The sequence below is a fragment of the Streptomyces sp. NPDC033180 genome, from assembly GCF_055577645.1.
This window is the reverse complement of record NZ_JBVIPU010000013.1, coordinates 227,962-245,533: the sequence shown is the minus strand read 5'-3', so window position 1 is coordinate 245,533 and position 17,572 is coordinate 227,962. Positions and strand designations below refer to the sequence as shown.

The following is a 17,572-nucleotide window of genomic DNA, read 5'->3' as shown; positions in this document are numbered from 1 at the left end:
GCCCTCACGAGCGGCCGAGCAGCCGGTCGATGTCCGCGTCGTCGTAGCCGAGTTCGGCCAGTACGTCCCTGCTGTGCAGGCCGAGGGTGGGCGGGGCGGTGCGTACGGCGGGGCGTTCGCCGCGGAAGCTGACGGGGAAGGCGACCTGCTGGAGCGGGCCCACGTCCGGGTGGTCGACCTTCTGGACCATGCCGAGCGCCTCGGTCTGCGGGCAGGCGTAGACCTCGTCGAGGGTGCGGATGGGGGCGACGGGGACGCCGCGCGGCTTGAGCAGCGCGCACCAGTGGGCCACCGTCTCGTCGACGAGGACCGCTTCCAGCTTGGCGTTGAGTGCCCCGCGGTGGGTGACGCGGGCACGGTTGGTGGCGAAACGCGGGTCGTCGGCCCACTGCGGGTGGCCGAGTGACTCGCTCAGGCGGCGGAAGAGGCCGTCGCTGCCGACCGCGATCACGAAGTGGCCGTCGGATGCCGGGTAGGCCTGGTACGGCACGAGGCTGGGGTGGCCGGACCCGAGGCGGGTGGGCCGCTCCCCCGTGGCGAAGTAGCCGGTGGCCCAGTTGATGTGCAGGGCGAGCTGCGACTCGTACAGGGAGGTCGTGACGTACTGGCCGCGTCCCGTGCGTTCGCGTTCGACGAGGGCCGATGTGACGCCGATGAGGCCGAAGAGCGCGGCGCCCAGGTCGCCCATCGCGTACCCGGCCTTGACGGGCGGGCCTTCCGCCTCGCCCGTGAGGGACATCAGGCCCGCGCTCGCCTGGGCGACCATGTCGTATCCGGGCTCGTCGCGCAGCGGTCCCGTGTCGCCGAACGCCGATATGTGGAGCAGCACCAGGCGGGGGTAGCGCTCGCTGAGGACGCGGTAGTCGAAGACGTCGGCCAGGGAGCTGCCGGGGCGGAAGTTCTCCACCATCACGTCGGCGTCGGCGAGCATGCGGTGGACGGCCTCCTGCCCCTCGGGGGACTTGAGGTCCAGGGTCACCGAGCGCTTGTTGCGATTCGCGGCCAAGTAGTAGGTGGCGTCGGGGCCGTTGAAGGGCGGGCCCCAGGCGCGGGTCGGGTCGCCGCCCTGGGGGTGCTCGACCTTGATGACGTCCGCGCCCAGGTCGGCGAGGGACATGGTGACGTAGGGGCCGGCGAGGATCTTCGAGAGGTCGACGACCTTCATTCCGGCGAGGGGGGATGCGGGGCGGGGATCCTCAGGCATGTGCGGGGGTCTCCTTGTGCGGGGCGCGCGGGTCCCGCCCACCGTAATCTCCACCGGTAATTCGCCTGATCGTCTTCCTCTGTCCGCACCGATATGGGAGAACGCTCGGGTGTGCGATGACGAACTGATACCGCCCCGGGCGGACTTGACCGAGAAGCAGTGGCTGCGGGCCGACGATCCGCTCGCCCGGGACCTCGCCGCCACGTGGGGGCCGCAGGCCCTCACGCTGCACCGGCGCACGCTGCTGGGCGGCGCCGCGGCCGGGGCCGCCCTCGCTGTCCTTCCGTACGGCGCCCGGCAGGCCACGGCGGTGCAGGGCGCCGCCAAGTTCCCCTTCCCCGAAGCGCCGAACCAGCAGGGGGAGTTCGCCGTCCTGGTGACCGGGGACGCGGGCACGGGCGGCGAGGAGCAGCTCGCCGTGACCGAGGCCGCCCGGCGAGTGTGCCGTGACGAGGGAATCTCGCTGGCCGTCGGCCTGGGCGACAACATCTACGAGAACGGGCCCGAGTCCGACCACGACTCCGAGTTCCGGGACAAGTTCGAGACGCCCAACACCGGCATCGACGTCCCCTGGCTCATGGTCCTCGGCAACCATGACTGCTCGGGCCTGATCCCGGGCAGCGGCGGTGACCCCTCGCGCGGCGACCGCGAGGTCTCCTACGCGGCCACATCGCCGCGCTGGTACATGCCGAGCCGCTACTACAACGTCGCACTGCCGTCCTCCGACGGCCCGGCGGGCGGCGACCCGGTGGTGGAGTTCTTCGCGCTCGACACCAACCCCGTCGCGTCGACCGTCGCGCAGACCTCGCGCCACTACCGGTGGGACGGCCCCTACATGCGCGCCCAGCGTGCATGGCTCGACTCCGCGCTCGCCGCCTCCCGGGCCCGCTGGAAGGTGGTGCTCGGCCACCACCCGTACCTGAACAACGGCAAGCACGGGAGCGCCGGTTCGTACGACGGGTTCGTCATCGGCCACTACACGAGCGGGATCCACCTCAAGGAGCTGTACGAAGAGGTGGTGTGCGGCAGGGCCGACCTGATCCTGTCCGGGCACGACCACACCCTCCAGATCCTGGAGCCCACGACCCGCACGGCAGGCACCCGTCAGATCGTCTGCGGGGCCGCCGCCAAGTCCGGTGACGGCAGGGCCCACTTCGACCACCCGGCCGCCTGGCAGAACTTCTCCGACGTGGGGTTCATGGTCCTGAGGGTCTCCGAGCGGGCCATGACGGTCGACACCTACACGGTCGACGTCCCGGCCCGTACCGCGCGCCTGGCCCACACCACGACGACCTCCACCGCGGTGGCGGGCCGCAGCAGCGTGGGCCATCAGGCACGCGCCCTCACAACAACTGGGCGCCCCGCTTCGCGAGATAGCGGACCGGATTGATGTCCGATCCGTAGCCCCGCTTGGCCCGGATCTCCAGGTGGAGGTGGGGTCCGGTGGCCCGGCCCGTGGCCCCGCTGCTGCCGAGCCGGTCGCCGGTGCCGATCCGGGACCCTCGGCGCACGGAGATGCGGGAGAGGTGCGCGTACACGGCGTAGTGCCCGTCCCGCAGCCGCACCGTCACCGCCTTGCCGTACGCCCCCGACCAGGCCGCCAGGACAACGGTGCCCGCGCCGATGGCGTGCACCGGTGTTCCCGAGGGGACGGCGAGGTCGATGCCGGTGTGGTGTCCGGCGAGCCAGTTGCCGCGTATTCCGTAGCGGGCGGAGACGCGGAAGCGCCGGCGGAGCGGCAGCGTGAACTTGCCGCGAGGTCCTTCCGGGGCGAGCGCGCGATTCTCGGGGATGGCCTCGTCGGCCTCGGCGAGGGCTTGCTCGAACTCCCCGTCGTAGCCGATGCCGCAGCCGCCGTCGGTCTCGGCCGCGGCATGGGGCGCTGGTCCCGCCACTGTGAAGGCGCCGCCGGCCAGGAGGACCGCGGCGACGCTCAGTACGTCGCGTCGTGTGCTGCCCGCTTCACGCGGGCTGTCTATGTGGTAGCCCATGAAGGCCAGCACACTGGCGCCGGGCCCCGCGCGCACTCCGAGTGCTCCGCTTGGCGTAATGACTTCCGGGCCCGACCCCGGGTCAGTCGAGGGTGGGCCGGTACACGGTGAGCGCCTCGGGGAGCTTGTCGAGGAGCAGCGCGGGGGGCGCCGGGGCGAGTTCGCCGTCGTACGCCATCTGGGTGCCATCGGGCAGGCCGGAGATGACCAGGCGCTGGGCCTTCGCGGAGGCGTACAGGCGCGTCTTGGTCAGCTGGCCGACCACCGCCGCGGCCAGCAGACGGGTGCGCGCGAAGCGGCCGCCGCTCGCGATGCGGATGTCGAGCAGCCCGTCGGCCAGGTCGTGCCTGCGGACGGGGGCGATACCGGTGCTGCGGTAGGCGCCGTTGCCCGCGAAGAGCAGCCACATCGAGCGGGCCTTGCCGTTCACCACCGCGCTCAGCGGTCGTCCCGTGTGCACGATCTGGGCGACGCCGAGCAGGGCCGCGGGCGGACCGCCGACCTTCGGGGACCATTCCTCCCTGGTGCGTACGAGCTCGGGGTAGGCGCCGAGGCTGAACGTGTTCAGGAAGTACACCGGCTCGGAGTGCGTCCTGCCGTCAGGACCGACCTTGGCCAGGGGCTTGATCCGGCCGACGTCGGCCCGTACGGCACTGCCCTCGGCGAGGGCGACGCAGGCGTCCGCGACCGTGTCGACGCCCAGGTCCGCGGCGAAGTGGTTGAACGTGCCGCCGGGCAGCACCATCAGGGGCACGTCGAAGCGCAGGGCCGCTGTCACGGCGGCGTTCACCGTGCCGTCTCCCCCGCACACGCCGAAGACCCCGCCGCGCCGGGCGGCGTCCCTGGCCGCTTCCGCGAGGACCTTGGGCAGCGGGCCCGCTTCCTCCTCGTAGAGGACCACCTCCGCTCGGGGCAGGGCCGTCTTCAACTGCCGGACCGGGTCCATGAGTTGCGGCTGGGCACCGGATGAGGGGTTCACCACCACGACGAGGCCGTCGCCGTCCGGCAGCGCGGGCGCGTCCGTCCGGGGCCGTGCGGGCGGTGGCAGCTGTGCCCGGGAGGGCACCATGCCGCGCACCGCGTAGGCGGCGCCCACGCCGAGGGCCGCGCCGACCAGGACGTCGCTCGGGTAGTGCACGCCGGTGTAGACGCGGGAGAAGGCGACCGACGCCGCGACCGGGGCCACGGCCGCGCCCATCCCCCGCGACTCCAGGGCCACGCCGGTGGCGAAGGCCGCCGCCGACGCGGAGTGCCCGGAAGGGAAGGAGCTGGTGATCGGCTGCCGGGAGAGATGCCTTATGACCGGCACCGCGTCGAGCACCGGCCGGGAGCGGCGCACCGCACTCTTGCCCAGCGTGTTCACCGTGGCCGACGCGAGGGCGAGTGAGGCCACGCCGCGCACCGCAGCACGCCTGCCGCGCGCGCCGCCGAACGCCCACATCCCCGCGGCGACGCCGAACCACAGCAGCCCGTGGTCGGCGCTCCGGCTCAGCCGCGGCAGCACGGGCTGCGCCGCAGGCCAGGAGCGGGATGCCACGCGGTGGAACGCCAGCCGGTCGGTGGCGCCGAGCAGTCTGCGGATGTGCGAGGTCGGAAGATCACTCATGAACCCCCTATACCCCCGCACGCCCTCCCCACCGCACACATCTTGCGCGAGCCCTGTGACGTTCACTTCAATCAGTCATATGGCAGCCCCCCGTCCGATCTCACCGCAGCGGCCCGCCGAGCTGCCGCCGACCGCGTGGGCCGTGCTCGGCCTGCTCTCCTTCCCCGGGGAGCGGACGGGGTACGAACTGAAGAAGTGGGCGGACGCTTCACTGCGCCACTTCTACTGGTCCCCCGCCATCAGCCAGATCTACGCCGAACTGCGGCGCCTCGAAGCGCTCGGGTACGCGACATCGCGACGCTCAGGTCCTGAGGAGCCCCGCGCGAAACGGTCGTACGCCATCACCGCCGAGGGCCGTGCGGCGCTGATCGGATGGGCGGGGGGAGCCGAGGACGCTGGGCCCGCCGTCCTGAAGCACCCGCTGCTCCTGCGGGTCTGGCTCGGGCACCTCGCGGCGCCGGGTCACCTGCGGGCTCTGGTGAGCGAGCACATCGCGCACACGCGGGGCGAACTGAAGGAGGTGCGCGACGCGCTCGCCCGCGCGGACGGGGAGGCGGCCTGGACACATCCGCTGATCGCGCTCCGCTGGAGCGGGCGGCGTCTCGAGGCGGAGATCGAACTTGCGGAAGCGATGCTCGACGATCTCGCGGGGATGGCGACGCCGGCGCTCGCCGAGCGCGCGGAAACAGGTGCCTCGACCGCCCCCGGTCAACCCGTCGAGGACTCGCCCACCCACGGGTGACGTGGCTCGCTGCGTGGGGGCGCTGGGCGGTAGGACGGGCGGGGTCAGCCGACCCCGCCGTATGGAGCAGTGCAGCTGTGACCACCCGCGCCGTCCTTGTCGCCGCCGTCATCACCGGGCTTCTCCTCGGCATCGTGGGAAGCAGAGCGGACGACTCCGATTCTTCGGAGCACCCTCGTACGGGCGGTTCCTTCGCGGAGGCGGGCCGTTAGGCTGCGACCTTGCCACGTGGCACCCCTGTCCTCACCGCGTGGCCATCGAGCCGCCGTCGACGGAAGCGAGTGAACCTTGAACTTCCTCACCATCGGTCACCGTGGGGTCATGGGTGTCGAACCCGAGAACACCCTTCGGTCCTTCATCGCCGCGCAAGCCGCGGGCCTCGATCTCATCGAGCTCGATCTGCATCTGAGCAAGGACGGCGCCCTCGTCGTCATGCACGACGCCGACGTGGCCCGTACGACCGACGGCAAGGGACCGATCGCCGAGAAGACCCTGGCCGAGCTGCGGGAGCTCGACGCGGGGCGCGGTGAGCGCATCCCCGTCTTCGAAGAGGTCCTGGACGCGGTGAAGGCGCCGTTGCAGGCCGAGATCAAGGATGTGGCCGCCGCCCGCGCCCTCGCCGAGGTGATGCACCGGCGCGACCTGGTCGGCCGCGTCGAGGTGATCTCCTTCCACGACGAGGCGATCGCCGAGATCGCCCGCCTCGTCCCGGGCGTACGCACGGCACTCGTCGCGAGCCGTTACGGCACCGACGTCGTGGAGCGCGCCACGGCGGTCGGTGCCACCACCCTCGTCCTGAACATCAGGCGGCTGACGCTGGAGATCGTCGAGCGCGCCAGGAAGGCCGACCTGCGGATCATCGGCTGGGTCGTGAACACGCAGGACGATCTGCGGCTCGTGCGCGCGCTGCAGCTGGACGGGGCGACCACGGACTACCCGGAGATCAAGCGCACGGGCCGCTTCACGGCATGACCCGGCCTCTGCTCAGACCAGCGCCTTGACCAGCAGCTCGAACTGCAGGTCGTCCCGCTGCGGAATGCCGAACCGCTCGTCGCCGTACGGGAAGGGGGTCATCTTTCCCGTACGGCGGTAGCCGCGCCGCTCGTACCAGGCGATGAGGTCGTCGCGTACGGAGATCACGGTCATGTGCATCTCCCGCGCGCCCCACGCCTCGCGGACGGTCCGCTCGGCCTTCGCCATGATCACCTTGCCGAGGCCCGCGCCCTGGAGCGCCGGGCTCACCGCGAACATCCCGAAGTAGGCGTGCTCGCCGCGGTGTTCGAGCTGGCAGCAGGCGACGATCTCGCCGTCCCGCTCCACCGTGAGCAGCTTGCTCGCAGGCGACTTGATGACGTCGACGACACCCTGCGGGTCGGTCCGCTGGCCCTGGAGGATGTCCGCCTCGGTGGTCCAGCCGGTCCGGCTCGAGTCGCCGCGGTAGGCCGACTCGATGAGCGAGACGAGTGCGTCGACGTCCGCGTCGGTGGCGTCCCGGAAGGTGAGGTCGCTCGTGCTGGGGCGCGGGGCGGTGTCCATGGGGCGGGTTCTCCGATCTCTCTGGCCCACCGCTGTCGGGCGCGGCGTGGGCGAGGCACCGTCGAGCGTATCCCCCCACTAAGGTGCGGCTGCATGGTGCATGTACTGAGCAGCAGGATCCTCCTCCGTCCCACCGACCCCGAGCGCTCACGCGCGTTCTACGGCGAAGCGCTGGGCCTCGCCGTCTACCGCGAGTTCGGCACGGGCCCCGAGCGCGGCACGGTCTACTTCCTGGGCGGCGGCCACCTCGAGGTCTCCGGCCGCTCGGAGAACCCGCCCGCGCCCGGCCTCCAGCTGTGGCTCCAGGTGGCGGACGTGCGCGCGGCGCACGCGGAGCTCGCGGCGCGGGGCGTCGAGGTGGTGCGGGAGCCGGTGAAGGAGCCCTGGGGTCTGGTCGAGATGTGGATCGCGGACCCTGACGGCGTCAGGATCGTCCTCGTCGAGGTACCGGAGGACCATCCCATTCGGTACCGGCCCGGGATCTGACGCGAACCTTCCGGCTCCGATCCGGCGGTTCGGGTGCAATCGTCCGGCGGTTCTGGGGTACCCGGGTTTCTCGCCCGGCGCACCCGACGTGCGCCGGGCGGCCCCTCGTCGGAGGATTGACCGGACCCCTCGCCCAACCCTGGAGCGATCTCGTATGCAACGTCCCCGGATTCTGATCATCGGCGGTGGCTTCGCCGGTATGGAGTGCGCGCACAAGCTGGAGCGGACGCTCAAGGCGCAGGACGCCGAACTGCGGCTGATCAGCCCGCAGGACCATCAGCTGTATCTTCCCCTGCTTCCCCACGTCGCCTCGGGCGTGCTGACCCCGCAGTCGGTCGCGGTCCCGCTGCGCCGCATGCTGCGCCGTACGGCGATCGTGCCGGGCGGGGCCATCGGGGTGGACCCGAACGCGAAGGCCGTGATCGTACGGAAGATCAACGGCGAGGAGGTCGTGGAGCGCTACGACTACCTCGTCCTGACCCCGGGCAGCGTGACCCGGCAGTTCGACATTCCCGGAGTCGACCGGCACGCCGTCGGTGTGAAGACGCTGGCCGAGGCCGCCTGGATCCGCGACCACGTGATCTCGCAACTCGACCTGGCGGCGGCCAGCTCGGACCGGGCCGAGCGTGAGTCCCGGCTGCAGTTCGTGGTCGTCGGTGGCGGGTACGCGGGGACGGAGACGGCGGCGTATCTGCACCGCCTGACGAGTGCCGCCGTCAAGCGGTACCCGGGGCTCGATCCCTCGCAGATCAAGTGGCATCTGGTCGATGTGGCACCGAAGCTGATGCCCGAACTGGGTGACCGGCTCGGGGAGAAGGCCCTCGACATCGTGCGGCGTCGTGGCCTGGAGGTGTCGCTCGGCGTGACGGTGGACAAGGTGACCGAGGACACCGTCACCCTCACCGACGGACGCGAGCTGCCCTGCCGGACGCTGATCTGGACCGCGGGTGTCGCGCCGAGCCCGCTCATCGCCACGCTGGGCGCCGAGACCAACAAGGGCCGCCTGGTCGTCGACCCGGAGCTGACGGTCCCGGGCATGGACGGCGTGTTCGCGCTCGGCGACGCGGCGGCCGTCCCCGACCTCGCCAAGGGCGGCGGCGCGATCTGCCCGCCGACCGCCCAGCACGCGATGCGCCAGGGGTGGGCCGCCGCGAAGAACGTCACCGCGGCGCTGCGCGGCACGCCCCTGACCGCCTACCGGCACAAGGACATGGGCCTGGTCGTGGACCTCGGCGGCATCCAGGCCGTGTCGAAGCCGCTGGGTGTGCAGTTGACGGGTCTGCCCGCTCAGGTCGTCGCGCGTGGCTACCACTTGGGGGCGCTGCGCACCGTCACCGCGCGCTTCCGCACGGCCGCGAACTGGGGGCTCAACGCGCTCGCGGGCGACGACTACGTACGCACCGGGTTCCAGTCCCAGCGACCCGCCACACTCGCGGACTTCGAGAAGACGGACGTCTATCTCTCGCCGGAGGAGATCCATGCGCGGATGACGTCGGAGGTGGCGGGGCGTTCGATGGCCCCGGAGAAGCCGCTGTTCCCGTAGCCAGTCGAGGAGTTCACTCGAAGGCCGGTGCTCGCAGGAAGCGAGCACCGGCCTTCGCGCGGGCACAGCACCGGATCGCGCGCACGTCGGGGCAGCCGCCGCGTCTCTGGTCGTGCGGGCCCGCGGCGACTACCAGTGGTGGGGTAGGCGCCGCCGCAACGTACCGAGATCCTTGGCGTGATGACGAAAGGGCCGAGATTCAGGGCTCCGCAATGCCGCGGCCCTCGTCTGAAGGTCGATGCCGCCGTCAGATGGCCCCAAGACGCCCCGGAATCCGCCGTCTCGCCGCCTGGTTGATCACGACGCGCGCCACGTCCGTACTTCGCATCACCCGCCCGCCGCCACACGAAGGACTCCACCACCATGCGTATCGGCATCGATGTCGGTGGGACCAACACCGACGCCGCCCTCCTCGGATACGACGACCGCGTGCTCGCGGCCACCAAGACACCGACCACGCCCGACATCACCTCCGGTGTCACCGCGGCGGTCCAGGCCCTCGCACCGCCCGCCGAATCCATCACCGCGGTGATGATCGGCACCACGCAGTTCCTCAACGCGCTCGTCGAGGGCGCCCGGCTCACTCCCGTGGCCGCCGTACGTCTCGGACTGCCCGCCACGGCCGCCCTGCCGCCCATGGCGGACTGGCCGACGCGGCAGCGGGCGGCCGTCGGCGGGCACGGCTATCTCTGTCACGGCGGACGGGAGTTCGACGGCCGGCCCCTGTCACCGCTCGACCCGGACGAGCTGAGGCGGACGGCCGCCGACATCGCCGCGCGCGGTCTCACCTCGGTCGCCGTGTCGTCGGTGTTCTCTCCGGTCGCGGAGGCGGACGAGTGGCGTGCCGCCGAGATCCTGCGGGAGGAGCTCGGCGAGGGCGTGCACTTCTCGCTCTCGCACGAGCTCGGCCGGGTCGGGCTGCTCGCGCGGGAGAACGCCACGATCATCAACGCATCGCTGCGGGACCTGGCCACGGTCATCGTCGAGTCGTTCGGCAAGGCACTGGCCGAAGTGTCGATCACGGCGCCGTTCTTTCTGTCGCAGAACGACGGAACGCTGATGGATGCCGACTTCGCGCGTGCGTGCCCCGTCGCGACGTTCGCTTCGGGGCCGACCAACTCGATGCGGGGCGCGGCGCTCCTCTCCGGGCTCGGGGACTGCGCGGTCATCGACGTGGGCGGCACCACAGCCGACATCGGCGTCCTGACCGGGGGCTTTCCGCGCGAGACCGCGGGCGAGAGCAAGGCTGCGGGGATCCGCACCAACTTCCGTATGCCCGACGTCCTTTCGCTCGGCATCGGTGGCGGGTCCCTGGTGTCGTGCGACGGTGAGACGGGGCCGCGGTCGGTGGGCTACCTGCTCACGCAGGAGGCCCTCGTGTTCGGCGGCACGCGGCTCACGGCTACGGATCTCGCGGTGGCGGCGGGCCGCGCGGCCATCGGCGACGGCTCTCATGTCGCGCGTCTGGCCCCCGAGTTCACCGGGCACGCCCTGGACCGCGTCGCCGAGCGCCTCGCCGAAGGTGTCGACCGGATGCGGACATCGGCGGCGGTGCTGCCGGTGGTCGCCGTGGGAGGCGGTTCCATCCTCGTGCCCGATGCGCTGCCCGGCTTCACCGATGTGCGCAGGCCGGGCCACTTCGACGTGGCCAACGCGGTGGGCGCGGCGATCGCGCAGGTCGGCGGCGAGGTCGACCGGGTCTTCCGCGTCCCCGAAGGACACCGGGACACGGTGCTCGCCGGGGCCCGCGATGAGGCCGTCGGGCGTGCGCTGGACGCCGGGGCGCGGCCCGGCAGCGTACGCGTCGTCGACATCGAGGAGGTGCCGCTCGCCTATCTGCCCGGCGGCGCGACGCGCATCCGCGTCAAGGCCGTGGGCGATCTGGACCTGGGGCGTCTGAACGAGGCCACAGCGCCCGGCGCCGGGGCGACGTCCCGTGCGTGAGATCACCCTCGACAACCTCGACGACATCGCCCGGGGCGCCGGCATCCTCGGCGCGGGGGGAGGCGGCGACCCCTACATCGGCAAACTGCTCGCCCGTGAGGCGATCCGCGCGCACGGCCCGGTGCGGCTCGCCCACATCGACGAGGTCGACGCCGACGCGACCGTCGTGCCCATCTCCGGCATGGGCGCACCGACCGTCCTCCTGGAGCGGGTGCCCAACGGGCTCGAGGACCTTGCCGCGCTGCGTGCCCTGGAGCGACACCTCGGGCGCCGGGCCACGCACCTCACGCCGCTGGAGGTCGGCGGGGTCAACTCGATGCTGCCGATCGCGTGCGCCGCGCGGGCCGGGCTGCCCCTCGTGGACGGGGACGCGATGGGGCGGGCGTTTCCCGAGGCACAGATGGTGCTGCCCGGCCTGGCCGGGATCAGCAACTCGCCGATGGCTCTGGCCGACGACAAGGGCAACACGGTCATCGTCGAGGCCGTGGACAATCACGCCGCCGAGCGGATCGCCCGCGCGGTGTGCGTGGAGCTCGGCTGCCAGATCAGCTGCGCCGACACGGTGCTGCGCGGTGACCAGCTCGCCGTCGGCCTGGTCCCGGCGACACTGACGCTCGCCGGTCGGCTCGGCGCGGTGGTGCGCGAGGCGCGCGCGGCGCACGGCGATCCGGTGGCGGCGGCGCGGGGGATGCTTGACGGCATCTTTCTCCTGACGGGCAAGGTGGTCGACGTGATCCGTCGCACGGAAGGCGGCTTCGCGCGCGGTCACGCCCGGGTCGAGGGGCTGCGGGGTGACGTGGGCCGGGTGCTCGAACTCGGGTTCCAGAACGAGCACTTGGTGGCCACGCGGGACGGAGTGACCGTGGCGACCACGCCCGACCTGATCTGCGTCCTGGACAGCGAGACCGGTGACCCGGTGACCACGGAGGGCCTGCGCTACGGCCAGCGCGTGAGTGTCATCGCCGCCCGCTGCGATCCGCGCTGGATCACTCCGGCCGGCCTCGCGCTGACCGGCCCCCGCTACTTCGGGTACGAACTGAACTACCTGCCCTTCGGGTCGGCAGCCTGAGCCGTCGCGGCGGACGGCCGCAGCGTGATCGTCCGCCGCGTGTGCTTCTCCACCGCCTCGCGGGAGTAGAGGAGCGGGAAGGAACCGTCGGCGGCCCAGCTCGCGAACAGGTCGTCGTAGTGCGGGCTGCCGGGAACGCCGGACTGCCCGGGGGAGTTCATCGCCACGGACTCGTCCCACGAACCGACGTCCACCACGAGCCGGAAGGTGGCCCCCGCGGTCTGCCGGAACCCCGGCCCGTAGGCGGCAGCCCCCACGGTGTCCCCGCTGCCGCCGCGCGGAACGGGCCCCACACAGGCCCACTTGGGGGCGGGGCCGTCGAGCAGGGCGGCGATGGGGTGGTGCGGGTGGGCGTGGTGGAGGGCGCCCCAGGACCAGGTTGCCGAGTCGGCCCCGAGGAGCCCGGCGAGTTCGTCGAAGGCCGCGCAGAGCGTGCCGAGCAGCAGCGCGGGGTCCGGGTCACCGTCGAGGAGCTCCATGTCGACGCGCGGGTCGGCCGCCGCGTCCTCGACCGGGAGGACGCGCGCCAGGGCCCGCGCCCGCTGCTCCTCCCCCACGACCCCGTCGAGGGCCCGCGCCAGGAGGGCGGGACGCAGATGCCGCCGGTACCAGACCTCGAAGAGGGCCGCGGCGGGTGAATCGACGGTGAGACGGGCGTCCCAGTCGCGAAGGAGGGAGAGGGCGGTGGCCACCGCACCCTGGTCCTGTCCCAACCCCGCGAGCAGCCGCTGCACCCGTCGCGCCGGCAGGCTCACACAGTCCGTCTGCAGGCGTACGCAGTCCTGCACCGTCCAGGCCGCGTGCGCGCTCAGTTCCTCCGTGATGCGGTCGTGGCGGGTGGGGGCGTACCAGTCGTACGTCACCGTCTTCTCCGCGTTCGGGTACGTGGGCGGGAGGTTCAGTTGGTTGGCCGTGGCGAACCAGCCCTGGGCCGGGTCGCGGACCGAAGGCAGGTCCTCGACGTCCAGGAAACCGTCCCATTCGTAGCGGCCGTCGCCCGGTACCGGGAGGGTGCCGTCCCAGCCGGGGCGCACGGGGACCCGTCCGGCGGGGCGCCAGCCGATCGTGCCGTCGGGGGACGCGTAGACCTGGTTCTCGCCGGGGGCGCCCCAGCGGCGCATCGCCGCCACGAACGCGTCGGGGCTCGCCGCCCGCATGTAGTCCATGCTGCCCAGGTAGGGAGCCATGCCGGGGCCAAGCCAGGCCGCGCGGACCGCGAACGCGGCGTTGCGCTCGGGGAGTTCACGGATGACCGGGCCGTGCCGGGTGAACCACAGGTCGGCCCGGATCGCTTCGCCGTCGCGCACCGGGATCGATTCCGATACGTGTGCCATCGGCTCCCAGCGGTCCTCGTACCAGTACTCGTGCGGGTTCGCCGGGTTCGTGCGGTAGACGTACAAGTCCTCCTGGTCGATCGGGAAGATCGTCAGGCCGAAGGCGACGTGGCCGTTGTGGCCGATGGAGATGCCGGGCAGCGCCGGTTCCCCCGCTCCGATGACGTCGATGCCCGGCGCCGAGAGGTGCGCGAGGTAGCGCAGCGCGGGCAGGGCGATCCCGCGGTGCGGGTCGTTGGCCAAAAGAGGGCGGCCGGTGGCCGTACGGGACGGGGAGATGACCCAGTTGTTGGAGCCGTCCAGTCCCTGGCGGGGCGCCGCGCCGGCTGCCCATGGGGGCGTGGTGGCCATCTCGTACACACGCAGGACGTCGGACGGGATGACGGACAGGTCGAGGCCTTCGGGGACGCGCAGTCGGTGCGGGGCGGGCTCGCGGCGGCGGCGCAGCTCCTCCGCCTCGGGGCCGTGGTCGCGCAGGGTGAGGGCTCGGGCGACTTCATCGCGGAGGTTGTACTGGAGGCCGTGGCTGCGGATACGGGCCACGTCGGAGGGCTGCCAGTAGGCGGGGTCGTATTCCAACAGGGCGAATTCGGGCGGGAGTTGCTCCTCATCCGTGCGGCACAGCGAGACGTAGGCGTTGATGCCGTTGACGAAGGCTGTCGTCACGCGCTCCGTGTCGTCGCCGTACGCACGCCATTCCTCGGCCATGTCCCCGCGGTAGAGGAACAGCCTTGCCGCGCGGTCGTGTTCGGCGTACCGCTCCCCCAGTACCTCGGCGAGCAGACCGAGTCCGCGCCGTCGCCACAGGTCGAGCTGGAAGAGGCGGTCGCGGGCGGCGTTGAAGCCCTGGGCGAGGAAGAGGTCGTCCTGGGACGCGGCGTACAGGTGCGGGACGCCCCACTGGTCGATCCGGATCTCCACGGGCTCTTGGAGGCCCGGCACCTCGAAGGTGTCTCTGTCCGTCATCGGGGCTCCTTCACGACTTCACGGTGGTTTCCGCCGAACTCTCGTCCGGTGCGGCCGGGTTGGCGGCGACGACGGCCGGCCCGGGACCCGGCGCGATCCGGACGACCGCGAGCAGTACGACGAGGTTGGCCGCGAGGGCGATGATGCCACCGTTGACACCGTGGTACGGGTCGTTGTCGGTGGCCCACAGCGCGGTCATCACCGCGAGCCCGGTGAGCATCCCGGCGACGGCGGCCCGCGCGGTCAGCCGCCGCCAGAACAGGGCGAGGAGCACGACTGGCACCAACTGAGCCAGACCCTCGTACGACAGGACGGAGAGCTCCACGAGGGTGTTGGGGTAGAAGAGACTGCCTGCGAGGGCGATCAAACCCGCGATGACGCAGACCAGTTGGGAGAGCCGCTTGGTCCGCATGTCGCTCGCGTCACCGGCCTTGCCCGGCAAGCGGCGGCGTGCTCGCGGGTCGGCGCCGTTGCCGCCACCGAGGACCGTGCGTCCCCACAGCGTGCCGATGGAGAGCATGAAGACGCTCATCGGCACGATCGCCGAGAGGGCGCCCGCGACGCCGATGAGCGCGACGACGGGTGAGGGCAGCGAATCGGTGACGAGGCTGAAGAGCGCCAGATCGGGGTTGCCCAGGGTCGGCATAACGAACAGGGCCGTCGCGCCGACCACCATCGGGACGAACAGGAGCAGTTGGTACCAGGGCAGGAGCAGCGCGTTGCGGCGCAGCGCGTTCGGGCTCCTCGCGCTGAGGTAGCCCGCGACGGTGGTCGGGAAGATGGTGATCGTCACGGCGTTGAGCACCACGGTGCTCAGGAACCACATGGCGTTGCGGCCGCCGGACTCGTGCCCGGGGAAGGTCAGCCACTCGGGCTTCTCGGTCACCATGCGCTGCATGAAGTCGCCGAAGCCGCCGAGGTAGTGCATCGGGATGTACACGGCGAGGAACACGACGGCGACGATCACCAGCATGTCCTTGAGGGCGCTGACCCACGCCGAGCCGCGCAGCCCGGACACGAGGATGAACACCTCGGCCACGACGAAGGAAATGACGGCGGCGACTTTCAGGTCGACGCTGCCGTACGTCATCGCGTTCACGACGACGCCCATGCCCTGAATCTGCACCTGGATGTAGGGGACGATGAAGACCGTCGCGACGACGGCGACGAGAATCCCCACCGGCCGTGAGCGGAACCGGAATTCGGCGATGTCCGCGATGGAGATGAGGCTGTGCCTGCTCGCGTATGTCCACAGCGCGGGGCCGACGACGTACGCGACCGCGAAACCGACGGTGAGATAGGCGACGAGGTAGAGGATCGGCGCTCCGAAGGAGTACGACCAGCCCGCGGTGCCGAGGAACGAGAAGCTCGTGTACGTCTCGCCGGCCATCAGCAGCCAGATGAACAGGACGCCGAGTCCGCGGCTGGACACGGACCACTCGGCGAGGCCCTTGGACCGGCCGCGGGCGCTCCACACCCCGATACCGATAGTGGCGACCATCGCGAGACCGAAGATGGTGGTCGCGACGGCTGCTGAGCCGTTCATCGGCGGCCTCCTTCGATGTCGGTGCCAGTGTCGGCGCGGGTGTCGGTGGCCACGAGGTCGTCGGCCGGGAGGGGTTCGACGGCCCCCGCGCGGTACGCCGGGTCGAGCCGGGCGGCGAGCCAGATGACCAGGGGGCTGATCACGGTGGCGGCGATGACCCAGGCCAGGAGGAAGGGGACGCCTAGGATGCGCGGCTCGATGCGGTTGGCCACGAACGGGGCGGTGCCGTAGAGCAGAACGGGGACGAGGAGCAGCCAGAGGGAGGGGCGGGCCACGCCGCGGAGGGTGGGGAGGCCGTCGAGAGGCGAGGCCGCGGGGTCCGGTGAACCCTGCTCGCCGCTGTCTTCGGCTGTGGGGGGCATGAGGGGGCTCCTTGGGGAGGGGCGGGGAGGTCATGCGGGGCGGGGAGGTCACGCAGGCAGTGCAGGCCGTGCAGGTCATGCAGGTCATGCAGGTCATGCAGGCGCACGGATCACACCGATCGCACGGATCACACGGATCACACGGATCACACGGTCGGGTCGTAGCGGCCGTCGACCGCGGTCCAGCCGCCGTCGACGCTCAGGACGGTGCCGGTGACGAAGGTGGACGCGTCCGACACGAGATAGGCGACGGCGCCGGCGAGTTCGTCGGCGCGGGCCCACCGCTTGAGCGCGGAGGCCTGGGCGTAGGCATCGAACCATGCGGGGTCGGCAGCGATCTGGTCGGTGAGCGGAGTACGGACGACGCCGGGCGCGACAGCGTTGAACCGCACGCCCTGCGGCCCCCATTCTGCGGCCGCGGTCCGCAGCAATTGGATCAGCCCCGCCTTGGACGCGGCGTACGGCCCCTGCCCCGGCTCCACCTGGAAGGCCCGCATCGAGGCGAACCCGACCACACTCCCCCGGCCACGCTCGGCCATGCCGGGAGCTACGGCCTGGATGAGCGTCAGATAGGAGCGCAGGTTCAGCGCGATGACGCGGTCGAACTCGTCGAGGCTGTAGTCGGCGATGCGCTTGCGCACGTTGGCCCCGACGGTGACGACGAGTCCGTCGAGTGGCCCCCATGCGGCGACGGCGGCCCGGACGGCGTCGGGGTCGAGGACGTCCAGGGGGTGGTGAACGGCCGTGCCGTAGCCGGGGAGGGCCGTCTCGCCGGATGCGGGCGAGGCGTTCGCGCCGGGGTCGGCAACCGCGTCGGCGGCGCGGTCACCGTGGACGGGTGTCGCGTGCGGGGCGGTCGGCGCCGGGGCGCCTGTCGGCAGTGCGTCCGCCCCCGTACGGTCCGAGGCGCCGGGCCCCGCGAGGTAGGCGGGCACCCTGGCCGCCGGGCCACCGGGCACCGCGGCGCCGGGGCGGCCCTCTCCGCTTCCGCCCACCGCGAGCTCCGCGGTCTCCGCCGCTCCCTGCGTGTCCCGGTCGGCGACGATGACGTGCGCGCCCTGGGCGACCAGCGCGCGAGCGGCCTCGCGACCGATGCCGCTCGCGCCGCCCACGACCGCGACGCGGCGGCCGTCGAGCCGGAACAGATGGCCGTAGTCCATGGTGGTGCCTCTCTGACGGGTGTGGCTCTCTGACGGGTGCGGCTTGTGGCTGAGGTCTTGGGGGCGGGGCGATATGCCGCGGC

General features: G+C 71.9%; 16 protein-coding genes. 8 read left to right on the top strand and 8 right to left on the bottom strand.

Annotation, left to right across the window (positions count from 1 at the left end):
- Nucleotides 1-4: 4 nt before the first annotated feature.
- On the bottom strand, nt 5-1,204 hold the full coding sequence (locus tag ACZ5WE_RS29875; protein WP_467693564.1) for a CaiB/BaiF CoA transferase family protein: 1,200 nt from the start codon (nt 1,202-1,204) through the stop codon (nt 5-7).
- Nucleotides 1,205-1,313: 109 nt separating this feature from the next.
- Here ACZ5WE_RS29875 and ACZ5WE_RS29870 point away from each other — a divergent pair, with 109 nt between their 5' ends.
- Nucleotides 1,314-2,594, top strand: coding sequence for a metallophosphoesterase (locus tag ACZ5WE_RS29870; protein ID WP_469157303.1), 1,281 nt, complete (start codon nt 1,314-1,316; stop codon nt 2,592-2,594).
- On the opposite strand, the gene ACZ5WE_RS29865 is transcribed toward ACZ5WE_RS29870, so the two are convergent.
- Nucleotides 2,548-3,195 carry a M23 family metallopeptidase gene (locus ACZ5WE_RS29865; RefSeq protein ID WP_467693560.1) on the bottom strand — a complete coding sequence of 216 codons (648 nt, stop codon included), beginning with the start codon at nt 3,193-3,195 and terminating at the stop codon, nt 2,548-2,550. The genes ACZ5WE_RS29870 and ACZ5WE_RS29865 overlap by 47 nt on opposite strands.
- Nucleotides 3,196-3,277: 82 nt before the next feature.
- Entirely contained in the window at nt 3,278-4,801 is a 1,524-nt protein-coding gene (locus ACZ5WE_RS29860) for a phosphatase PAP2 family protein (protein WP_467693558.1), read from the bottom strand.
- A gap of 79 nt (nt 4,802-4,880) precedes the next feature.
- Here ACZ5WE_RS29860 and ACZ5WE_RS29855 point away from each other — a divergent pair, with 79 nt between their 5' ends.
- The 3 genes from ACZ5WE_RS29855 to ACZ5WE_RS29845 all read left to right on the top strand — a co-directional run bounded on the left by ACZ5WE_RS29855 (nt 4,881) and on the right by ACZ5WE_RS29845 (nt 6,515).
- Nucleotides 4,881-5,543: a helix-turn-helix transcriptional regulator gene (locus tag ACZ5WE_RS29855; protein ID WP_467693556.1), complete on the top strand. Its 663-nt coding sequence runs from the start codon at nt 4,881-4,883 to the stop codon at nt 5,541-5,543.
- Between the two features lie 77 nt (nt 5,544-5,620).
- Nucleotides 5,621-5,755 carry a hypothetical protein gene (locus tag ACZ5WE_RS29850; RefSeq protein ID WP_467693555.1) on the top strand — a complete coding sequence of 45 codons (135 nt, stop codon included), beginning with the start codon at nt 5,621-5,623 and terminating at the stop codon, nt 5,753-5,755.
- A 76-nt stretch (nt 5,756-5,831) separates the two neighbouring features.
- The gene (locus ACZ5WE_RS29845; RefSeq protein ID WP_249591461.1) at nt 5,832-6,515 is read left to right on the top strand and encodes a glycerophosphodiester phosphodiesterase; all 684 of its coding nucleotides are present in this window, start codon (nt 5,832-5,834) and stop codon (nt 6,513-6,515) included.
- Between the two features lie 12 nt (nt 6,516-6,527).
- On the opposite strand, the gene ACZ5WE_RS29840 is transcribed toward ACZ5WE_RS29845, so the two are convergent.
- Nucleotides 6,528-7,079 (bottom strand): GNAT family N-acetyltransferase, encoded by a 552-nt coding sequence (locus ACZ5WE_RS29840; RefSeq protein ID WP_467693554.1) that lies wholly within the window; start codon nt 7,077-7,079, stop codon nt 6,528-6,530.
- A gap of 93 nt (nt 7,080-7,172) precedes the next feature.
- Between ACZ5WE_RS29840 and ACZ5WE_RS29835 the strand changes: the two genes are divergently transcribed.
- The 4 genes from ACZ5WE_RS29835 to ACZ5WE_RS29820 all read left to right on the top strand — a co-directional run bounded on the left by ACZ5WE_RS29835 (nt 7,173) and on the right by ACZ5WE_RS29820 (nt 12,121).
- Nucleotides 7,173-7,565, top strand: a complete 393-nt coding sequence (locus ACZ5WE_RS29835) for a VOC family protein (protein WP_467693552.1) — start codon at nt 7,173-7,175, stop codon at nt 7,563-7,565.
- Between the two features lie 154 nt (nt 7,566-7,719).
- Complete coding sequence (locus tag ACZ5WE_RS29830) at nt 7,720-9,108, top strand: NAD(P)/FAD-dependent oxidoreductase (protein WP_467693551.1); 1,389 nt, start codon at nt 7,720-7,722, stop codon at nt 9,106-9,108.
- Nucleotides 9,109-9,471: 363 nt separating this feature from the next.
- Entirely contained in the window at nt 9,472-11,052 is a 1,581-nt protein-coding gene (locus tag ACZ5WE_RS29825) for a hydantoinase/oxoprolinase N-terminal domain-containing protein (RefSeq protein ID WP_467693549.1), read from the top strand.
- Entirely contained in the window at nt 11,045-12,121 is a 1,077-nt protein-coding gene (locus ACZ5WE_RS29820; RefSeq protein WP_467693547.1) for a DUF917 domain-containing protein, read from the top strand. Before ACZ5WE_RS29825 ends, ACZ5WE_RS29820 begins: the two co-directional genes overlap by 8 nt.
- On the opposite strand, the gene ACZ5WE_RS29815 is transcribed toward ACZ5WE_RS29820, so the two are convergent.
- The 4 genes from ACZ5WE_RS29815 to ACZ5WE_RS29800 all read right to left on the bottom strand — a co-directional run bounded on the left by ACZ5WE_RS29815 (nt 12,094) and on the right by ACZ5WE_RS29800 (nt 17,489).
- Entirely contained in the window at nt 12,094-14,421 is a 2,328-nt protein-coding gene (locus ACZ5WE_RS29815; RefSeq protein WP_467693545.1) for a penicillin acylase family protein, read from the bottom strand. The genes ACZ5WE_RS29820 and ACZ5WE_RS29815 overlap by 28 nt on opposite strands.
- Before the next feature lie 10 nt (nt 14,422-14,431).
- Nucleotides 14,432-15,967: a sodium:solute symporter family protein gene (locus ACZ5WE_RS29810; RefSeq protein ID WP_467693544.1), complete on the bottom strand. Its 1,536-nt coding sequence runs from the start codon at nt 15,965-15,967 to the stop codon at nt 14,432-14,434.
- Nucleotides 15,964-16,329 (bottom strand): DUF3311 domain-containing protein, encoded by a 366-nt coding sequence (locus tag ACZ5WE_RS29805; protein ID WP_467693542.1) that lies wholly within the window; start codon nt 16,327-16,329, stop codon nt 15,964-15,966. The genes ACZ5WE_RS29810 and ACZ5WE_RS29805 overlap by 4 nt, the downstream gene beginning before the upstream one ends.
- Before the next feature lie 146 nt (nt 16,330-16,475).
- Nucleotides 16,476-17,489, bottom strand: a complete 1,014-nt coding sequence (locus ACZ5WE_RS29800; RefSeq protein WP_467693541.1) for an SDR family NAD(P)-dependent oxidoreductase — start codon at nt 17,487-17,489, stop codon at nt 16,476-16,478.
- Nucleotides 17,490-17,572: the final 83 nt, after the last annotated feature.